Genomic DNA, 16,451 nt, shown 5'->3' with positions numbered 1-16,451 from the left:
GCTCAGCCGACCATCAGGGATTCCGCACCATCGATCCAGACCGGGGTGCCGGTGATGTGCTTTGCCCGGTCGGACGCCAGGAACAGCGCAAGCTCCGCCACGTCGAAGCTGTCGCCGGACTTGCCGCCGGTCAGGGGCACCTTACCCTGCGGATACTCGATGGGAGTCTTTACCGATTCAATATTCCGCATCTTGGTGTTGTCGGGAATGTTCGTATCGATGATGCCGGGGCAGATCGCGTTGACGCGGATGCGGCTCGGCGCCAGTTCCAGCGCCAGCATCTTCACCATGGCGAGCTGTGCCGCCTTGGTGCAGGAATAGGCGGTGGCGCCGGTGTTGCTGAACACCCGCGTGCCGTTGATCGACGCGGTGACGATCACCGAGCCGCCACCCGCCTTCTTCAGATGCGGAACCGCATGATGCAGCGTCAGGTAGGTGCCGCGCAGGTTTGTGTTGATGGTGCGGTCCCATTCGTCCGGCGTCAGGTCGTCGATGGGCGCCCAGACGCCGTTGATGCCTGCATTGGCAAAGACGATGTCGAGCCGCCCGAACTCCTCCACCAACCGCCCGACCGCCTGCCGCATCGCCTCGTCGTCGCCGACATCCGCGGTCAAGGGGATCGCCTTTCCACCGGCAGCACGGATCTCAAGGGCGGTCTTGGCGATCTCGTCCTCGGTGTGGCTCAGCACGCCGACCGAGGCGCCGGACTGGGCAAAGCGTATCGCGGACGCCTGGCCGATCCCGGACCCCGCACCGGTGACCAGCGCGACCTTCCCCGTCAAATCCATAACTCAACTCCAGCCAATGACCTTCGACGCGAGTGCCAACCCGTGACCGCGCCGTTCGGTTCCCATGGCCGTCTCTTCGCCAATTAAATTCCGTATAAAGAAACTATATTCCGAAACTTTGATTTGCTCGGATCGCCTGATAGATTGGCGATCCGCCGGCCTCCGATCCACCCTGCCGTCCGGGATCGGATCGGCCCGGACCTTTGGCTTTCCGGAGAGTGCCGATGCCGTCGCCGGCCCAGACTGAAGCGGTTTCGCCCAATCCTGTCCAGTATGCGCGCCGGGGACGCATCGGCGTCATCGCCGTCGATTACCCGCCGGTGAACGCCGTCGGGCATGGCGTACGCAAAGGGCTGGTTGCGGCATTGGACGCCGGGCTGGCCGATAACGGGGCCGATGCGCTGCTGATCGTCTGCGCTGGCCGCACCTTCATGGCCGGCGCGGACATCCGGGAGTTCGGCAAGCCCTCCGCCCCGCCGACCCTGCCGGAGGTGGTGGCGCACCTCGATGCCGCCACCAAGCCGGTGATCGCCGCCATCCATGGAACGGCGCTGGGTGGCGGGCTGGAGGTGGCGCTGGCCTGCCATCTTCGCGTCGCGCTGAAGTCGGCGAAGCTCGGCCTGCCGGAGGTCAAGCTGGGCCTCCTGCCCGGCGCCGGCGGCACGCAACGGCTGCCGCGTCTGATCGGAGCGGCCAAGGCGCTGGACATGATCCTGTCCGGCGATCCCGTGGGTGCCGAAGAGGCGCTGGCCCTCGGCCTGATCGATGCTGTGGAGGACGGCGTCTCCGCCCTGGAGGCCGGACTGCGCGCCGCCGAACGGCTTCTGGCCGATGGGAGCCGCCCGCAGCCGGTCAGTGCCCGCACCAACCGCATCGCCGGCACCGATCCCGCCCTGTTCACCGCGAAGCGGGCCGAGCTTGCCAAACGGCTGCCGCACCTGTTCTCCTCCCACCGCATCGTCGACGCGGTCGAGGCAGCCGTCACCCTGCCCTTCGATGAGGGCATGGCGCGCGAGCGGGAGCTGTTCCTCGCCTGCATGGACTCGCCCCAGCGCGCCGGCCTGATCCACGCTTTCTTCGCCGAACGCGAGGTGGCGAAGGTCCCCGGCCTGCCGGCCGACACGCCGACGCGCGACATCCGCAAGGTCGGTGTGATCGGCGCCGGCACCATGGGTGGCGGCATCGCCATGTGCTTCGCCAATGCCGGCATTCCGGTGGTGCTGGTCGACAGCGCGCAGGAGGGGCTGGAGCGCGGCATCGCCGCCATCCGCCGCAACTACGACTCCACCCTCCGCAAGGGCCGCCTGACCGCGGCACAGGTGGACGAGCGGATGGCGCTGATCCATCCCACCCTGTCCTACGATGAGCTGGCCGACGCCGATCTGGTGGTTGAGGCGGCCTTCGAGAGCATGGAGGTCAAGCAGGCGATCTTCCGGACGCTGGACCGGACCTGCAAGCCGGGGGCGATCCTCGCCACCAACACCTCGACGCTGGACGTGGACGCCATCGCCGCAGCGACCGGCCGGCCGCAGGACGTGCTGGGCATGCATTTCTTCAGCCCGGCCAACGTCATGCGCCTGCTGGAGGTGGTGCGCGGAGCCAAGACCTCCGACACGGTGCTGACAACTGTGATGGGGCTCGCGCGCCGGATCGGCAAGGTCGGCGTGGCGGTGGGCGTCTGCTACGGCTTCGTCGGCAACCGCATCCTGCACCAGCGCGGCCGGGAGGCGATGGCCCTGGTCGAGGAAGGCGCCAGCCCGGAGCAGGTCGACCGCGTGTTGACGGAATTCGGCTTCCCGCTCGGCCATTTCTCGATGACAGACCTTGCCGGGATCGATGTCGGCTGGCGCATCCGCGAGGAACGGCGCAAGGCCGGCGATCCGGAGGCTCAATCGCCCGACTGGCTCGACACCCTGGCGGAGCGTGGGCGCTACGGCCAGAAGACCTCGGCCGGTGTCTACCGCTACGAGCCCGGCAGCCGTGTCCCGATCCCTGATCCGGAGGTGGCGGCGGTGATCGAGGAGGACCGCCGCCGCCGCGGAATCGTCCCGCGTCCGGTCGGCGACGGGGAGATCCGCGGACGCTGCCTTTATGCGATGGTGAACGAGGCGGCCAAAATCCTGGAGGAAGGCATCGCCGCCCGCGGGGTGGACATCGACGCCATCTGGCTGCATGGCTACGGCTTTCCGTCCTGGCGCGGCGGCCTGCTGTTCTGGGCCACCCAGGAAGGGCTGGGCAAGATCGCCGGGGCGGTCCAGCGTTACCACCGTGACATCGGCGACCCGCAATGGCGGCCGTCGGCTTTGCTCCTGCAATGCGCCGCCGAAGGCCGGGCCCTCGGATGCTGAAACCGGAATGTGGATTTCAAACCGGAAACTAGTTTCTGTTACTGATTGTTAGGAATCTTCCCTATACTCTGTCGTCAGGGATGCCCCGCTGCCCCCGACCGGCCCCCCAGCCGGCGGGATCGACGGAGCGGACCTGACCCGAGGAACCCGGACCACACCGAAGGGGAAGAGCATGAAGGACATCACCGTCGCAGCCACCGACTGGGGTCTCCACGCCGTCGCCTGCAGCGGCCTTCGTGACGCTCCTCCCTCCGTCTGGATCGGGACGTTGCGCAACGCGCTGTCCGGTGCTGGCACCGGCCGCAACCTGTTCCTGGACCTGCGGGAGGTCGGCAATTCCCCCTTGCCGCCGTCCCATCTGGGAGCCCTGGCATCGGTCGTCGCACAGGCCGGCTACAGTGCGGTTCTGGTGTCGGACCTCCGGCTCGGCCATGCGCTGTGCGATGCGGTTCGCCGCAGCGGTTCCGATGGGGAAATGGCTGCCGGTTTGCGCGTGCTGTCCGCGGATGGACGCGACCGGGTCGCCATCGCCGCCGCCTACCAGTGGCTGTTGAACGGGCGGGAGCCCGCGGATGCCCTTCTGGTGTCCGACCGCCGCCCGTCGGTTCTGGTCTTCCCCGCAACCGTGACGCAGAGGCGGCCGACCTCCCCCGGTTCCGCCGATCTGCGCCACGTTTCGTGACCGTCCTGTCGTAACCGCTTCATTTCCGCAGTCGTCGTCGTCTCAACTGCCTTTTCGCCCCGGCCGGATCCATCCCGCCGGGGCTTTTTATGTCCGCCTAAATTTTTCCGGAAGAATCTGCGCCAGCTTTCGCCCGCCGTTCCGTGGATAGCCACAGAACGAACAGGGCGGCGCCAGCCCGCCGCCCATCCCGAAAAGCCATCGGCCTGAACCGCCGCGAAATCCCGCCCGGATTCCGCGAACGGGCCGCGATTGGGTGGAGAAGGCGATGCTGGTCGATTCCGTCAGCTCAACAACGTCGACGACGTCGACGAAGTCCACGTCGAGCAGCTCGTCAGCCACGAGCGCGACCGACAGCTATCAGACATTCCTGACTTTGCTGATGAAGCAGCTCGAGGTCCAGGATCCGACCAACCCGGTCGACACGACCACCTTCACCACCCAGCTCGTCCAACTGTCCGGGCTGGAACAGCAAATGTCGATCAACGACAAGCTCGACGAGCTGAACAGCACGGTGTCCGACCTCAGCAGCACCCTGTCCTCCTCCCTCGGGTCCGGCAGCGGCGCCGTCAACTACTACGGCAAGACGGTCGAGGCCGAAGGCTCGACCACCCCGTTGCAGGACGGCGAGGCGAGCTGGGAGTACGACCTCGATTCCGCCGCGTCCTCGGTCAAGCTGACCATCACCGATTCAAGCGGCAACACCGTCTACAGCGACGTCAGCTCCTCCACCGCCGCCGGCACGCACGAGGTGACCTGGGACGGCGTCGGCACCAACGGCAAGAGCTACAGCAGCGGAACCTACACCCTGTCGGTGACGGCGCTCGACGCCAACGGCAAGGCCATCGACACCACCACTCGCTTCAAGGGCACCGTGACCGCCGTGGACAGCTCGTCCGGCACGGCGGTGCTGAGCGTCGGCGGCGTCAGCCTGTCGGCCGACAAGGTGCTGACGGTTTCCTGACCCCTCCCCCGGACAATTTCAAAGACAGGTGCCGCCATGAGCCTCACCAGCGCAATGTACAGCGCCACGTCCGGGCTGACCGCCCAGAGCAAGGCGCTCGCCAGCATCTCCAGCAACATCGCCAATTCCAGCACCACCGGCTTCAAGGGCACGGTGACGGAGTTCACCTCCTACATCAACAAGACCACCACGGTGGACGAGCAGGTCGGCGGCGTCATCGCGTCCAACACCCGCAGCGTCAGCCGCCAAGGCGAAATCCAGTCGTCGGCGACCACCACCAACATGGCGGTCAACGGCGACGGTTTCTTCGTCGTGTCGGACAAGACGTCGAGCGGCGGCACCTACTTCACGCGCAACGGCTCCTTCTCCACCGATTCCAACGGCAATCTGGTCAATTCGGAGGGGTATTACCTCTATGGCTGGGCGGTGGGCGATGACGGCACCATCAAGGCCGGCAACAAGACCTCCACCGACAGCCTGGAGGCGATCAACCTGACCAGCATCAAGGGCACGCCCAAGGCGACCTCGACGCTGGACATCGAGGCCAACCTGCCGTCCGACGCCGCGACCGGCGACAGCTTCACCACCGACGTGGAACTGTTCGACGCCCTCGGCAACAGTCATTCGGTGACGATGAGCTGGAGCAAGACGGCCGACAACACCTGGTCGCTCAACGCATCCGACCCGACCAGCTCGGCCGACGGCACGACCACGACCGGCACGATCTCCGGCTTCCCGATCTCCATCTCCTTCAACAGCGACGGCTCGCTGGCCAGCGCCACCCAGACCGACAGCAGCGGCACCACGACCAGCGTCGATCCGTCGGCCATCGGCTTTTCGGTCGGCGGCTGGACCACCGGCGCCAGCGACAGCACGGTGACGATGTCGATCGGCGGCGCCAACAGCACGACCGGGCTGACGCAATACGCATCGGGCGAGAGCACCGCCGCCATCGGCGACTGGACCGCCACCGGCAACGGCTACGAGCCCGGCACGCTGACCGGGACCACCATCGACAGCAACGGCGTGGTGCGCGCCACCTTCGACAATGGCGAGACGCGGGCGATCTACCAGATCCCCATCGCGACCTTCGCCAATGCCAACGGGCTGGAGAGCGAGAGCGGAACCACCTTCACCCAGACCTTCGAGTCCGGCAATTACCAGCTGCGCACCGCCGGCGACGGCAAGGCCGGCGAGATAGAGGCCGGCTCGCTCGAAAGCTCCACCGTGGAGCTGACCGACGAGTTCAGCCGGATGATCGTCGCGCAGCAGGCCTATTCCGCCGCATCCAAGGTGATGACGACGGCGCAGGACATGATCGACACGCTGATTTCGATGAAGCGCTGACGCCATGGCAGCCGCACCCGACGAACGCTTCGCCCGCGCCGACGCCCTGCTGATGGAGCACCGGCGGCTGACGGTCCAGGCGCGGGCCTTGCTGGCGAGGACCGCCACGCAGGCCGAACGGCTGGCGATGGCCGACGATCTGATCGCGCTGATCGACGGGCTGGATGTGGAGAAGCGGGCGCTGGGAGCCCGGATCCACCGCGGCCGGGTCGCCAATGCCGCAATGAGCGCCTATGGGCGGGCGATGGCGGCGCGGCGGTGAGCGGGCGTGCGCAACCGAAGCCGACGCTCCCCTCGAAAATTCCCCGCCAGTTTTCGGACCGCCCGCCGTGGAACCGACATCCAAAACCCGGAGCTATCGCCATGGCGCTCAAGCAGACCCTGCGCAAGCCGGCCCCGCCGAAGCCCGTTCTGACCAAGGCCCAGGCCCCCGCCCAACTCGCTGACCAGACCGGCAAGCCGGAAACCCCGACCGTCTTCCTCCGCGTCGATGCGGTCGAGGTGCTGGAGGCCTTCGTCGCCGAACTGGACCGCGCCGCAACGCGGGCCGAGGCGGCGGTGCGCGAAGGACGGCCGCGCGATGCGCTGCTGGCGGCGGGCGACATGCAGACGCTGCTGCGCAGCTGGAAGGACCGGCTGGCCGATGCGCTGGCGCAGACGCGCAGCAAGCGCGTCGCCCCCGCCGTGCGCGGCGCCGCCAAGGCCGCCGCCGACCGGGTCCTGCCGACACTGGCCGCCCGCATGCGGGAGATGGAGGCGCAAATCAAGGTCCATCGCGCCCGCCAGAACGCCATCGGCGCCGCCCTGCGCGCCGCATCCACCGCCCCGGCTGGCGTCTATGGCGTCGCCTATGGCCCTGGTGCCCGCTATGGCGCACGGGTGGCGATGCGCACCACCGGCCATGTCGTCGGCCTGACGGCCTGACGGTTTCGGCCTGACGGCTTCGCGCCGATAAACGGAAAGGAGGCCTGCAATGTCGCTTCGCGTCGCCAGTTCCATCGCCACATCGGCGCTGCGCACGTCCGAGGTCGGCATCGCCGTCGCCTCCTCCAACGTCGCCAATGCCGACACCGACGGCTACACCCGCAAGACGGCATCCAACGTCACCCGCAGCACCGGCGTGAATGTCGCCAGCGTCGACGTCACCGCGGTCAGCAGCAACGTCGACCGCTATCTGCTGAAGACGCTCGTCTCGGCCCAGTCCGACCTCGGCTACACCGACACCCGCAACAGCTATCTCGACCAGATGCAGTCGGCCTTCGGCAGCGTCAGCAGCGACGACAGCGGCGGCACCGACATCGGGTCGATGATCGACGCGCTGGCCGACACGCTGGGCACGCTGGCGACCTCTCCCGAAAGCGAGAGCGCCAAGGCCGCCACCGTGCAGGATCTGTCGGACCTGGCGGAGACGCTGCGCAACACCTCCTCATCCATCCAGTCGCTGCGCGCCCAGGCCGACGACGAGATCGCCACCACCGTCGACACCATCAACGAGACGCTGAGCAGCATCGATTCCCTCAACGACCGGATCGTGAAGGGCAAGGCGCTGGGCCAGAACGTCACCGACCTGGAGGACCAGCGCAACACAGCGTTGAAGAGCCTGTCCAAGTCCATCGACGTCACCTATCAGGTCGACGACAGCGGGCTGATGCGCATCTCGACCGCGTCGGGCAAGTCCCTGCTCGACAGCAAGGTGCACGAGCTGTCCTACACGCCGGCTGCCTCGGTCAGCGCCAGCACGGTGTACAGCGCCAGCGGCAGCAGCGGCTTCGGCGGCATCATGCTGAACGGGGTGGACATCACCGGTTCGTCGCTCGGCGGTACCCTGGGCGCGCTGGTTCAACTGCGCGACACCGACCTGCCGGCGCAACAGGCCGGCCTGGACGAGCTGGCGACCACCCTGATGGACAGGCTGAACGCCATCCAGAACCAGGGAACCTCCTACCCCGCCCCGCAAAGCCTGACCGGCACCGAGACAGTCTCGGCCAGCGATGCGCTGAAAGTGACCGAGGGCACCCTGCGCGTCGCCGTCACCGACAGTTCCGGCACGGCGGCGGAGGTCCTCGACATCGAGCTGTCGACCAAATCGACCCTTCAGGACGTCGTCGACGCCATCAACACAATGAGCAGCGCGTCGGCCTCGATCTCCGCCGACGGCAAGCTGGTCATCGCCACCACCGGCACCGGCAACGGCATCGCGCTGGGCGGCGACGCCAACGACGGCACGACCGGCAACTTCTCCGACGCCTACGGCCTGAACGACCTGCTGACCGGCACCGGGGCCTCCGACATCAAGGTCGCGTCCCGCATCGCCAACGACAGCAGCCTTCTCGCCACCGGGGTCCTGTCCTCCGCCAGCGGAATGGCCGCCGGCGGTACGGCGCTGACCAGCGGCGAGGGGTCGGTGGCGAAGGCGCTGTCGGCGGCCTTTTCCGCCAGCTACGACTTCGATGCCGCCGGGTCGTTGAGCGCCCGCAGCACGAGCTTCGCCGGCTATGCCGGTGCGGTGATCCAGGGGGCGGCGACGCTCGCCGACAAGGCATCCACCGCCTACGACAGCCAGAACACCTACACCAGCAGCCTCGAATCGACCTTCTCGTCGCAGAGCGGCGTGAATGTCGACGAGGAGACCGCCGCGATCTCCACCCTGCAATCCGCCTACGAGGCCGCCGCCGCGGTCATGAAGACGTTGCAGGAGATGTTCAGCACGGCGCTCGACATGGTCCAGTAGAGGAGACCGCGATGGAACGGGTCGCGACCTACAACCATCAGAACACGCTCGTCCAATACATGATGAAGGCCGAGGCCAAGGTGGCCGCGGAACAGAATCCGCTCGGCATCGGGGCTGAACTCCACCGACTACAAGGGCATCGCCTCGGACAGCGGCCGGCTGGTCAATCTCGAAAGCCATTACCGCCGGCTGGAGCAGTATATCGACGAGGGCGAGGTCGTGAATGGCCGCATCCAGTCGATGTACGACGCCGTCGGCGGCATGTCCGACCTGACCTCCCGCCTCAGCGCACTGATCACCGGCCTGCAGGGCAACAATGCGGCCGGCGTCGAAGGCGTGGTGGCGGAGGCCGGACAGCTGATGGAGGAACTCGGCGGGCTGCTGAACACGCGGCAGGACGGCCGCTATCTGTTCGCCGGGGGGCGCACCGACCAGCCGGCGGTCGACCTCGACAGCTACAGTGCGGCAACCTATCCCTCCAGTGCCGATACCGGCTATTACCAGGGCGATTCCACCGTCGCCCATTTCCAGGCCGCCGACGATTTCGTGCTGTCCTACGGCGTCACCGCCGACCAGCCGGCCTTCGAGAAAGCCCTGCGCGCCTTCAGCCTGATCGCCAACATGTCGACCGATCCTGTCGACACCGATCTGCTGGCGGAGGCGACGCAGCTCGCCTCCGACGCCACCGACGGACTGTCGATGGTCCAGGCGAAGCTGGGTGCGGCCAGCTCCTCGCTGGAGAACACCATCGACCGCCATGTCGACGAGCAGTTGGTGCTGCAAACCCAGGTGGAGGACATCCGCAGCGTCGATCTGGCCGAATCCACCACCAAGCTGTCGCAGCTCCAGGCCTCGCTGGAGGCGACCATGAGCCTGATGAAGATCCTCGAAGAGAACAACCTGTCCAAATACCTGTGAGGATCGGGGGCTTCGCAAAAAAGCGCTAACCCCATCGAAAAAGTCCGCCAGCTTTCGCCGCGTGCCCCGTGAGTCCCAGTGAGGGTCGCCGAAACGGCCCGGTTCGATCAGGAGACCACATCATGCCCGTCATCTCGACCAACACGGCTTCCAATTCGGCCCTTCGTTACCTCAACATCAACTCGACCAACCAATCGGACTCGGTCTCGAAGATCGCCAGCGGTTCGCGCATCACCAAGGCGTCGGACGATGCCGCCGGTCTCGCCGTCGGCACCTCGCTGAAATCCGACGTCACGGTGCTGAACCAGGCGGCCACCAATGCGTCGCACGGCTCGTCGATCCTCCAGACCGCCGACGGAGGCATGTCCAGCATCTCCGACATCGTGCAGCGCATGCGCTCGCTCGCCACGCAGTCGCTGTCCGGCTCGGTCACCGACAACGAGCGCTCCTACCTCGACGCCGAATTCCAGCAGTTGCAGGATGAAATCGACGGCATCGCGTCCGGCACCCGCTTCAACGACGAATCCCTGCTCGACGGCGCGACCAACTGGTCGACCGGCGTTTCCTTCCGCGTCGGCACCACGTCGAACGACAACATCACCGTGCAGATCGCCGGCGTCACCACGACGGGGCTGGGCATCAACACGCTGGATGTCGGCACCTCGGCCACCGCCGCCGCCGCCCTGACGGCGCTCGACACCGCGGTGACCACCCTGTCGGATGCCCGTGCCGATGTCGGCGCGCTGATCTCGCGCTTCGAATTCCGCAGCGACATGATCGACACCACCATCGAGAACACCGAGGCCGCCCAGTCCAAGATCATGGACGTCGACGTGGCCGAGGAACAATCCAAACTGGCATCGGAGAAGGTCCTGACCCAGGCCGCCATCGCCGTGCTGTCCCAAGCGAACCAGATGCCCGAGAATCTGCTCTCCCTTCTCCGCTGACGGTTCGCAAGGCCGCCGGGCAAGGGTGCCGCGTCCCGCACAGCCTCACACACTCGTGGGGCGCCCCCGCCGGCGGCCGCTTTCCTACCACCATCAGTGCCGCAAAAGCCCGCATCGCCGTGCCATCCGCCGCGTCCCGCGCGGCCGGAACCGGGAGAGCCTTGCCATGACCACCGTCAGCTCCACCACCTCCAGCACGGCCGCGACGACGGGCTATTCGGCGCTGTCCTCCAGCGATTCCGGCACCGGCATCGACTATTCCCTGCTGATCGAGGCCAAGGTGAACGCGCGGCTGGCCAAGGCCGACCGCATCGACACCAAGATCACCGCGAACGAAGCGAAGATCACCGCCTACACCGACCTTCAGGATAAGCTGCAGGCGGTCGGCGACGCCATCGACGGGCTGCGCAACCGCAGCGTCTCCACCGGCGCGTCCTCCAACCTGTTCGGTCAGCGGACCGCCTATGTCGGCGACGACGACGTGTTCAGCGCCACGGTGGACGACGATACGGAGGTCGGCACCTATTCGGTCGTGGTGCAGCAGCTCGCCACCAAGCACAAGATCGCGGCGGATGGCGTCGCCAGCAAAACAAACGCGCTGGGCTATTCCGGCAGCTTCACGCTCCAGGCGGCCGACGGCAGCGCCGTCACCATCGCGATGGAGAGCGACGACAGCCTGACCGACCTGCGCGACGCCATCAACGCCAACAAGTCGACCAGCGGCGTCACCGCCAGCATCGTGCAGGTCAGCGACAGCAGCTATCAGCTGATCCTGACCTCCAACACCGGCCAGGCCATCTCGATGACCGACGGCGGCGACGGCGTCCTCTCCTCGCTCGGGCTGACGGACAGCGACGGCGCCATCAAGAACGAGCTGGTCGCCGTGCAGAAGGCGATCGTCGAGGTGGACGGCGTCACCATCACCCGCAGTTCCAACACCATCGACGACGCCATCGAAGGCGTGACGCTGAACCTCTACAGCGCCAGCCCGGGCACGGCGATCTCGATGGAGGTATCGACCGACCTGTCCTCGATCAAGTCGGCGATCACCAGCTTCGTCGATGCCTACAACGAATATCGCGACTTCGTGGTGACGCAGCAGGCGACGACCAGCGACGGCACGGCGTCCAGCGACGCCACGCTGTTTTCCGACAGCCTGCTGCGGCAGATCGTCCGGTCGGTGAACAGCGCGCTCAACACCTCCATCACCACCGACGACGGCACGGTTCTGTCGATGGCCTCGCTGGGCATCAGCTTCAACAGTTCCAACGAGCTGGAGCTGGACGAGGACACGCTGAACAGCATCCTCAGCAGCGACGTCGACGCGGTCAAGCAACTGCTCGGCCTCAACATGACCTCGTCGTCCAGCCAGATGTCGCTGCTGCGCTACACCAGCAGCGCCTCGGCGCTCTCCTTCACGCTGGACATCGTGCGCGGCGACGACGGGACGCTCAACTCCGCCTCCGTTAATGGCGACAGCAGCCTGTTCACCGTCAGCGGCAACCGCATCATCGGCGCGGCCGGCACTGCCTATGACGGCATCGTGCTGGTCTATACCGGCAACAGCGGCAGCGTGGACATCGACTTCTCGCAGGGTCTGGCCGACAAGCTGTTCGGCGTCATCGACGATGCGTCGGCAACCTACGGCAGCGACCTCGCCACCGCCATCGACGATCTGGAAACCCGGGACACCGAGCTGGAAAGCCGGTCCACCGACATCAAGACCAAGGCCGAGACCTACCGCAGCACCCTGACCGCCTATTACGCCAGGCTGGAGGCGGCGGCGGAACAGGCGGCGCTGCTGCTGAAACAGCTGACCTACAAGGACAGCAGCAGCGACAGCTGACACCGGTCGAGGTTCATCCAACGATGAGGATTTGGCGCCATGCGCAATTCCGCCTATTCGAAGGCCCTGAACGCCTATGCCGTCGCCAACAGCGCGGTGCCGCCGCTGATGGCGGTGGTGCGGCTGTACGAGCGGGCGATGACCCATTTGTACGCCGCCCGCGATGCCGCTGCCGACCGTCGCTTCGAGGCGCACCACACCGCGATCCGAAACGCGGTCATGGTGTTCGCGGGCCTTGATTCCATTCTGGTTTTCGACAAAAATGAGGATGTCGCGCTGACGCTTCGCCGGTTCTACCACCGGCTGATCGCGCAGGCCGGCGCCGCCGCCAGCCGGAAGGATCCGGTTGCGGCCTGTGACTCGATCATCCGCCAGACGTCCTTCATGCTGAAGGCTTGGCAGGCCGTGGCCGCAGAACGCGGCGGGCCATCCACTGTCGTCGGTGCCACGGCCAAAGGGCCGCATGCATCCGTCGTCGGGAGAGCGATGGATCATGCAAATGGCGGACTCTCGGCTTGACCGTCCTTGCGAGGATTCCGGTGCCGGGCGCTCCATGTCCGGGGATCTGAGCCGGGGGCCAGCCTCCGGCGTCATCGTCCCTGCGGACGAGGACAGCGACGAAGCACTGATGGCGCAAATCCGCTCCGGCAGCCAGACGGCTTACCGGACGCTGGTTCATCGCCACCTGAAACGCACCTACGCCCTGGCCCGCCGCCTGACCGGCAACGAGGCGGAGGCCGAGGATGTGGTGCAGGACGCCTTCCTCCAGGTCTGGCAACGCCGCAGCCAATGGAGCGACGACGGCGGCGCCCGCTTCACCACCTGGCTCTACCGGGTGGTGGTGAACCGCTGCATCGACCACAAGCGGCGGCCGGTCGGCCAGGATCTGGAAACCGTGGCGGAGCCGTCGGACACTGCACCCGATGCGGTCAGCACCATCCATCGCCGGCAGGTCGCCGCCCGGCTGCTGGAGGCCCAGGACAGGCTGACCCCGCAGCAGCGCGCGGCCGTGACCCTGTTTTATTACGAGAATTTAAGCAACGCCGACATCGCCAGCGTTATGCAAATCAGCATAGGTGCTGTAGAGTCGCTGTTGAAACGTGCGCGCCAGCAGCTCCGGCTGCTTCTGCGCGCCAGTGCGCAGGCGGCCAGGGATTCCTTCGATGACGGATGAGGAGTTTCGCGATCGGCTCGATCGTCACGGAGGCGACCTCGCCCTTTGGCCTGCCGACGTGGCCAGGGACGCGCGGCGCCTTCTTCTGCGTTCGGTCAAGGCGCAGGCGATGCTGGATGAGATGGTGACGATGGAACTGGCGCTGGGCCATTCGGAAGACCGCCCGTCGCCCGGTCTCGCCGACCGCATCTTCGCCGCGGCTTTCCGCCTGCCGCCGTCCGACCGCGGCTTCGACGAGGATGGCGATCAGCCGCCCCGGTTGATGTAGCCGGTTGATTTAGCCATCAGCGCCCCGCCACCCGGCGCAGTTCCACTGCGATGCGCTCAAGCGCCTGCTCCAGCCCCTGGCCGCCCAGCGGCTGGAACAGGCGCATCGACGGGTACCAGGGCCGGCCGGCGGTGCCGAGCTGCGTCCAGTCGCGGTGGCCGAAGCGCCAGACCGGCACCCCCAGCGCACCGGCAAGTTCCGCCACCGAGTTCGCCGGCGCGATGACGAGGTCGAGTGTCGAGACCAGCGCCGCCGTTTCTTCGAAATCGTCGCGCAGGTCGAGCCCGGTCCAGCCATAGATCGGCTGCCCGAACCGGTGCTCCGCCGCCAAGATCTCGCGCTGGCACTCGTCATATTGCAGATTCACGAAGGTGACGCCGGGCACGGCGAAGATCGAGCCCCAGGACTCCAGCGGCTGATAGGCGCTGCGGCGGTCGGCGGTCATCAATTGGCTGCGCCAGCTGATGCCGACACGCAGGTCGTCGCCGGCACCGTCCAGCCGCTCGCGCCAATCGGCGACGCGGCCACCCTCGGCGAACAGCCAGCAGGACCGCGTCGGGAAGGCCGACAGCCGGTCCCGCAGCAGGCGGGGGACAGAGCCCGCCGGGATGTGATAGTCGCAATCGACCGTCTCGGCTTCCATCAGCCCGCAGGGCGGCTGTTCGGCCCGCAAGGTCGCCTTCGGGAAGGAACGGGCGAACAGCGGCACCAGCCGGCGCTCGCACTCGATCACCACATGCCCCGCCATCTTGATCAGGTCGGGATAGCAGGAGGCGAACAGGAACTCGTCGCCCACCCCCTGCTCGCGCCAGACGAACAGGCGCTTGCCGGCCAGCGGCTCGCCCATCCATTCGGGAATGGTGAAGCGCCGCTCCGGGCGGACGCGGCCGGCCTTGAAGCGGAAGGCGTAGTCGGCCCAGCCGGCGCTCAGCGTGCCGCGCTCCAGCGATAGCAGGCCGCGGTTGAAACGGGCCAGCGCATGGCCGGGCGTGGCGGCGACCGCCCGCTCGAACCAGCGGCCGGCATTGGTGCGGCCCTGCCGCTGTTCCGCCAAACCCAGGGTGCAGAGCGGGTCGGCCAGCGATGGCGCCAGCGCCAGTGCCCGGCGGCAGGCGGCGTCGGCGTCGACGGGGTTCTGGGCGCCGTTCAGCGCATAGGCCAGCACGGCATGCAAAGGCGCATGGCCGGGCATCAGCCGGATGGCGCGGCGCACCTGCACCGTCGCCGGAACGAAGGCCTCTCGGTCGGACAGGTCGGCACCGAGATTGCCCAGCGCATCGGCGAAGGCGGGGTTGAGCGCCAGCGCCCGCTTCCAGCAGGCTTCCGCCTCCGCCTGATGCGCCTGCGCCTTGCAGGCGTTGCCGAGATTGTTCCAGGCCTCCGCCTGACCGGGGTCGCGTGCGATGGCGCGGCGCTGCCAGCGCTCGGCACGGCCATAGTCCCCAAGCGCGGACTCCGCCAGCCCGAGATTGACGAGCGCCGGCACATGGCCGGGGTCGAGCACCAGCGCGCTCCGGAACCGGTCGCGCGCCTCCGCATGACGGCCGAGCGCGTGCAGCAGCAGGCCCAGATTGTTGCGTGTCTCGGCATGGTCGGGCTGGCGCCGCAACGCCTCGCCATAGGCGCTCTCCGCCTCGGCCAGCCGGCCCGATCCCTGAAGTGCGGCACCCAGGTTGGCCCAGACCGATCCGGTGTCGGCCCCCAGCCCGATGGCCTCCCGATACGCGGCGGCGGCCTCGGCCACCGCACCCCAGCGGCGCAATGCGTTTGCCAGGGTGACGCGGGTCGCGGCATCCTGTGGCCGCAACTTCGCCGCCAAGCGGTAGCAGCCGATGGCGGCACCGGCCTGCCGCAAATCCTCCAGCGCGCGGCCCATGCCGAGCCGCGGTTCGGCAGCCCCCGGCACCAGACGGGCCGCCGCGCGGTAGCAGCGCAGGGCGGGCACCGGCCGCGCCTGCCGCCCGGCGATGGCGCCCAGCAGGCAGAGCGCATCGGCATCGTCCGGATTGACGGCGAGAGCCCGGCGGGCGCTGGCAAGCGCCGCGGTCACCCGCCCCTCCTCCATTAGCGCCTGCCCCAATGCCAGATGGTAGGAGCCGACCAACGCGTTGGAGCGCGCCGCGGTGTCGAACAGACGGGTGGCGTCGGTCCGCCGCCCATCCTGAAAGGCGATATGGCCCAGCAGATGGGCGGCGTCGCCATGCGACGGGTCGATCCGCAGGATCTCGCGATAGAAACGCTCCGCCCGCTCGGTCTGTCCGGCATTGTGGTGCTGGACCGCAAGGCGCAGCAATCCGTCGGTACGCCGTGTCGCGTTCCCGTCCATGTCGTCGCCGTTCCGTCAAATGAACTGGTCAGCGGCATCCATGGCCGCGTCTGTTCCTTGTTACGGCGACGACATCGGACTCCTGCGCGGGTCTGCAACTTTTCCGCTGTCC

At 67.4% G+C, this 16,451-nt stretch carries 16 protein-coding genes; 13 read left to right on the top strand and 3 right to left on the bottom strand.

The window, feature by feature from the left end:
* Positions 1-2 precede the first annotated feature (2 nt).
* The gene (locus ACWPN3_RS10600) at positions 3-788 is read right to left on the bottom strand and encodes an SDR family oxidoreductase (RefSeq protein ID WP_492242744.1); all 786 of its coding nucleotides are present in this window, start codon (positions 786-788) and stop codon (positions 3-5) included.
* Positions 789-1,012: 224 nt separating this feature from the next.
* Here ACWPN3_RS10600 and ACWPN3_RS10595 point away from each other — a divergent pair, with 224 nt between their 5' ends.
* Together ACWPN3_RS10595 and ACWPN3_RS10590 are read left to right on the top strand one after the other, a co-directional pair.
* On the top strand, positions 1,013-3,136 hold the full coding sequence (locus ACWPN3_RS10595; protein WP_492242743.1) for a 3-hydroxyacyl-CoA dehydrogenase NAD-binding domain-containing protein: 2,124 nt from the start codon (positions 1,013-1,015) through the stop codon (positions 3,134-3,136).
* A gap of 172 nt (positions 3,137-3,308) precedes the next feature.
* Positions 3,309-3,818 carry a hypothetical protein gene (locus ACWPN3_RS10590; protein WP_492242742.1) on the top strand — a complete coding sequence of 170 codons (510 nt, stop codon included), beginning with the start codon at positions 3,309-3,311 and terminating at the stop codon, positions 3,816-3,818.
* Between the two features lie 87 nt (positions 3,819-3,905).
* On the opposite strand, the gene ACWPN3_RS10585 is transcribed toward ACWPN3_RS10590, so the two are convergent.
* Positions 3,906-4,160 carry a hypothetical protein gene (locus tag ACWPN3_RS10585; protein WP_247873021.1) on the bottom strand — a complete coding sequence of 85 codons (255 nt, stop codon included), beginning with the start codon at positions 4,158-4,160 and terminating at the stop codon, positions 3,906-3,908.
* On the opposite strand from ACWPN3_RS10585, the gene ACWPN3_RS10580 reads away from it, so the two are divergent.
* The 11 genes from ACWPN3_RS10580 to ACWPN3_RS10530 all read left to right on the top strand — a co-directional run bounded on the left by ACWPN3_RS10580 (position 4,087) and on the right by ACWPN3_RS10530 (position 14,013).
* Positions 4,087-4,782 (top strand): flagellar hook assembly protein FlgD, encoded by a 696-nt coding sequence (locus ACWPN3_RS10580; protein ID WP_492261347.1) that lies wholly within the window; start codon positions 4,087-4,089, stop codon positions 4,780-4,782. The two genes, ACWPN3_RS10585 and ACWPN3_RS10580, sit on opposite strands and share 74 nt — an antisense overlap.
* Positions 4,783-4,818: 36 nt before the next feature.
* Positions 4,819-6,129, top strand: a complete 1,311-nt coding sequence (flgE, locus tag ACWPN3_RS10575) for a flagellar hook protein FlgE (protein ID WP_492242739.1) — start codon at positions 4,819-4,821, stop codon at positions 6,127-6,129.
* 4 nt (positions 6,130-6,133) lie between these two features.
* Complete coding sequence (locus ACWPN3_RS10570; protein WP_109447148.1) at positions 6,134-6,391, top strand: hypothetical protein; 258 nt, start codon at positions 6,134-6,136, stop codon at positions 6,389-6,391.
* A gap of 101 nt (positions 6,392-6,492) precedes the next feature.
* The gene (locus tag ACWPN3_RS10565) at positions 6,493-7,053 is read left to right on the top strand and encodes a hypothetical protein (protein WP_492242738.1); all 561 of its coding nucleotides are present in this window, start codon (positions 6,493-6,495) and stop codon (positions 7,051-7,053) included.
* A gap of 49 nt (positions 7,054-7,102) precedes the next feature.
* Positions 7,103-8,860, top strand: coding sequence for a flagellar hook-associated protein FlgK (gene flgK / locus ACWPN3_RS10560; protein WP_492242737.1), 1,758 nt, complete (start codon positions 7,103-7,105; stop codon positions 8,858-8,860).
* 96 nt (positions 8,861-8,956) lie between these two features.
* Positions 8,957-9,778 carry a flagellin gene (locus ACWPN3_RS10555; protein ID WP_492261427.1) on the top strand — a complete coding sequence of 274 codons (822 nt, stop codon included), beginning with the start codon at positions 8,957-8,959 and terminating at the stop codon, positions 9,776-9,778.
* Positions 9,779-9,900: 122 nt separating this feature from the next.
* Positions 9,901-10,725: a flagellin gene (locus ACWPN3_RS10550; RefSeq protein WP_098736547.1), complete on the top strand. Its 825-nt coding sequence runs from the start codon at positions 9,901-9,903 to the stop codon at positions 10,723-10,725.
* A gap of 166 nt (positions 10,726-10,891) precedes the next feature.
* On the top strand, positions 10,892-12,571 hold the full coding sequence (fliD, locus tag ACWPN3_RS10545) for a flagellar filament capping protein FliD (protein WP_492242735.1): 1,680 nt from the start codon (positions 10,892-10,894) through the stop codon (positions 12,569-12,571).
* Between the two features lie 39 nt (positions 12,572-12,610).
* Positions 12,611-13,090, top strand: a complete 480-nt coding sequence (locus ACWPN3_RS10540; RefSeq protein WP_109447158.1) for a flagellar export chaperone FliS — start codon at positions 12,611-12,613, stop codon at positions 13,088-13,090.
* A gap of 34 nt (positions 13,091-13,124) precedes the next feature.
* On the top strand, positions 13,125-13,745 hold the full coding sequence (locus ACWPN3_RS10535) for an RNA polymerase sigma factor (protein ID WP_247873023.1): 621 nt from the start codon (positions 13,125-13,127) through the stop codon (positions 13,743-13,745).
* 58 nt (positions 13,746-13,803) lie between these two features.
* Complete coding sequence (locus tag ACWPN3_RS10530) at positions 13,804-14,013, top strand: hypothetical protein (protein ID WP_492242733.1); 210 nt, start codon at positions 13,804-13,806, stop codon at positions 14,011-14,013.
* A 16-nt stretch (positions 14,014-14,029) separates the two neighbouring features.
* Here ACWPN3_RS10530 and ACWPN3_RS10525 read toward each other — a convergent pair whose 3' ends face one another.
* The gene (locus ACWPN3_RS10525) at positions 14,030-16,339 is read right to left on the bottom strand and encodes a tetratricopeptide repeat protein (protein ID WP_492242732.1); all 2,310 of its coding nucleotides are present in this window, start codon (positions 16,337-16,339) and stop codon (positions 14,030-14,032) included.
* Positions 16,340-16,451: the final 112 nt, after the last annotated feature.

This window comes from Azospirillum sp. UENF 111221 (genome assembly GCF_058780625.1).
This window is presented reverse-complemented; position numbering and strand designations above follow the sequence as displayed.

Bases quoted from the DNA above. Each gene is read 5' to 3' on its own strand.
- ACWPN3_RS10600 (WP_492242744.1), bottom strand. From the start codon at position 788: ATGGATTTGACGGGGAAGGTCGCGCTGGTCACCGGTGCGGGGTCCGGG.
- ACWPN3_RS10595 (WP_492242743.1), top strand. From the start codon at position 1,013: ATGCCGTCGCCGGCCCAGACTGAAGCGGTTTCGCCCAATCCTGTCCAG.
- ACWPN3_RS10590 (WP_492242742.1), top strand. From the start codon at position 3,309: ATGAAGGACATCACCGTCGCAGCCACCGACTGGGGTCTCCACGCCGTC.
- ACWPN3_RS10580 (WP_492261347.1), top strand. From the start codon at position 4,087: ATGCTGGTCGATTCCGTCAGCTCAACAACGTCGACGACGTCGACGAAG.
- flgE (WP_492242739.1), top strand. From the start codon at position 4,819: ATGAGCCTCACCAGCGCAATGTACAGCGCCACGTCCGGGCTGACCGCC.
- ACWPN3_RS10570 (WP_109447148.1), top strand. From the start codon at position 6,134: ATGGCAGCCGCACCCGACGAACGCTTCGCCCGCGCCGACGCCCTGCTG.
- ACWPN3_RS10565 (WP_492242738.1), top strand. From the start codon at position 6,493: ATGGCGCTCAAGCAGACCCTGCGCAAGCCGGCCCCGCCGAAGCCCGTT.
- flgK (WP_492242737.1), top strand. From the start codon at position 7,103: ATGTCGCTTCGCGTCGCCAGTTCCATCGCCACATCGGCGCTGCGCACG.
- ACWPN3_RS10550 (WP_098736547.1), top strand. From the start codon at position 9,901: ATGCCCGTCATCTCGACCAACACGGCTTCCAATTCGGCCCTTCGTTAC.
- fliD (WP_492242735.1), top strand. From the start codon at position 10,892: ATGACCACCGTCAGCTCCACCACCTCCAGCACGGCCGCGACGACGGGC.
- ACWPN3_RS10540 (WP_109447158.1), top strand. From the start codon at position 12,611: ATGCGCAATTCCGCCTATTCGAAGGCCCTGAACGCCTATGCCGTCGCC.
- ACWPN3_RS10535 (WP_247873023.1), top strand. From the start codon at position 13,125: ATGTCCGGGGATCTGAGCCGGGGGCCAGCCTCCGGCGTCATCGTCCCT.
- ACWPN3_RS10525 (WP_492242732.1), bottom strand. From the start codon at position 16,339: ATGGACGGGAACGCGACACGGCGTACCGACGGATTGCTGCGCCTTGCG.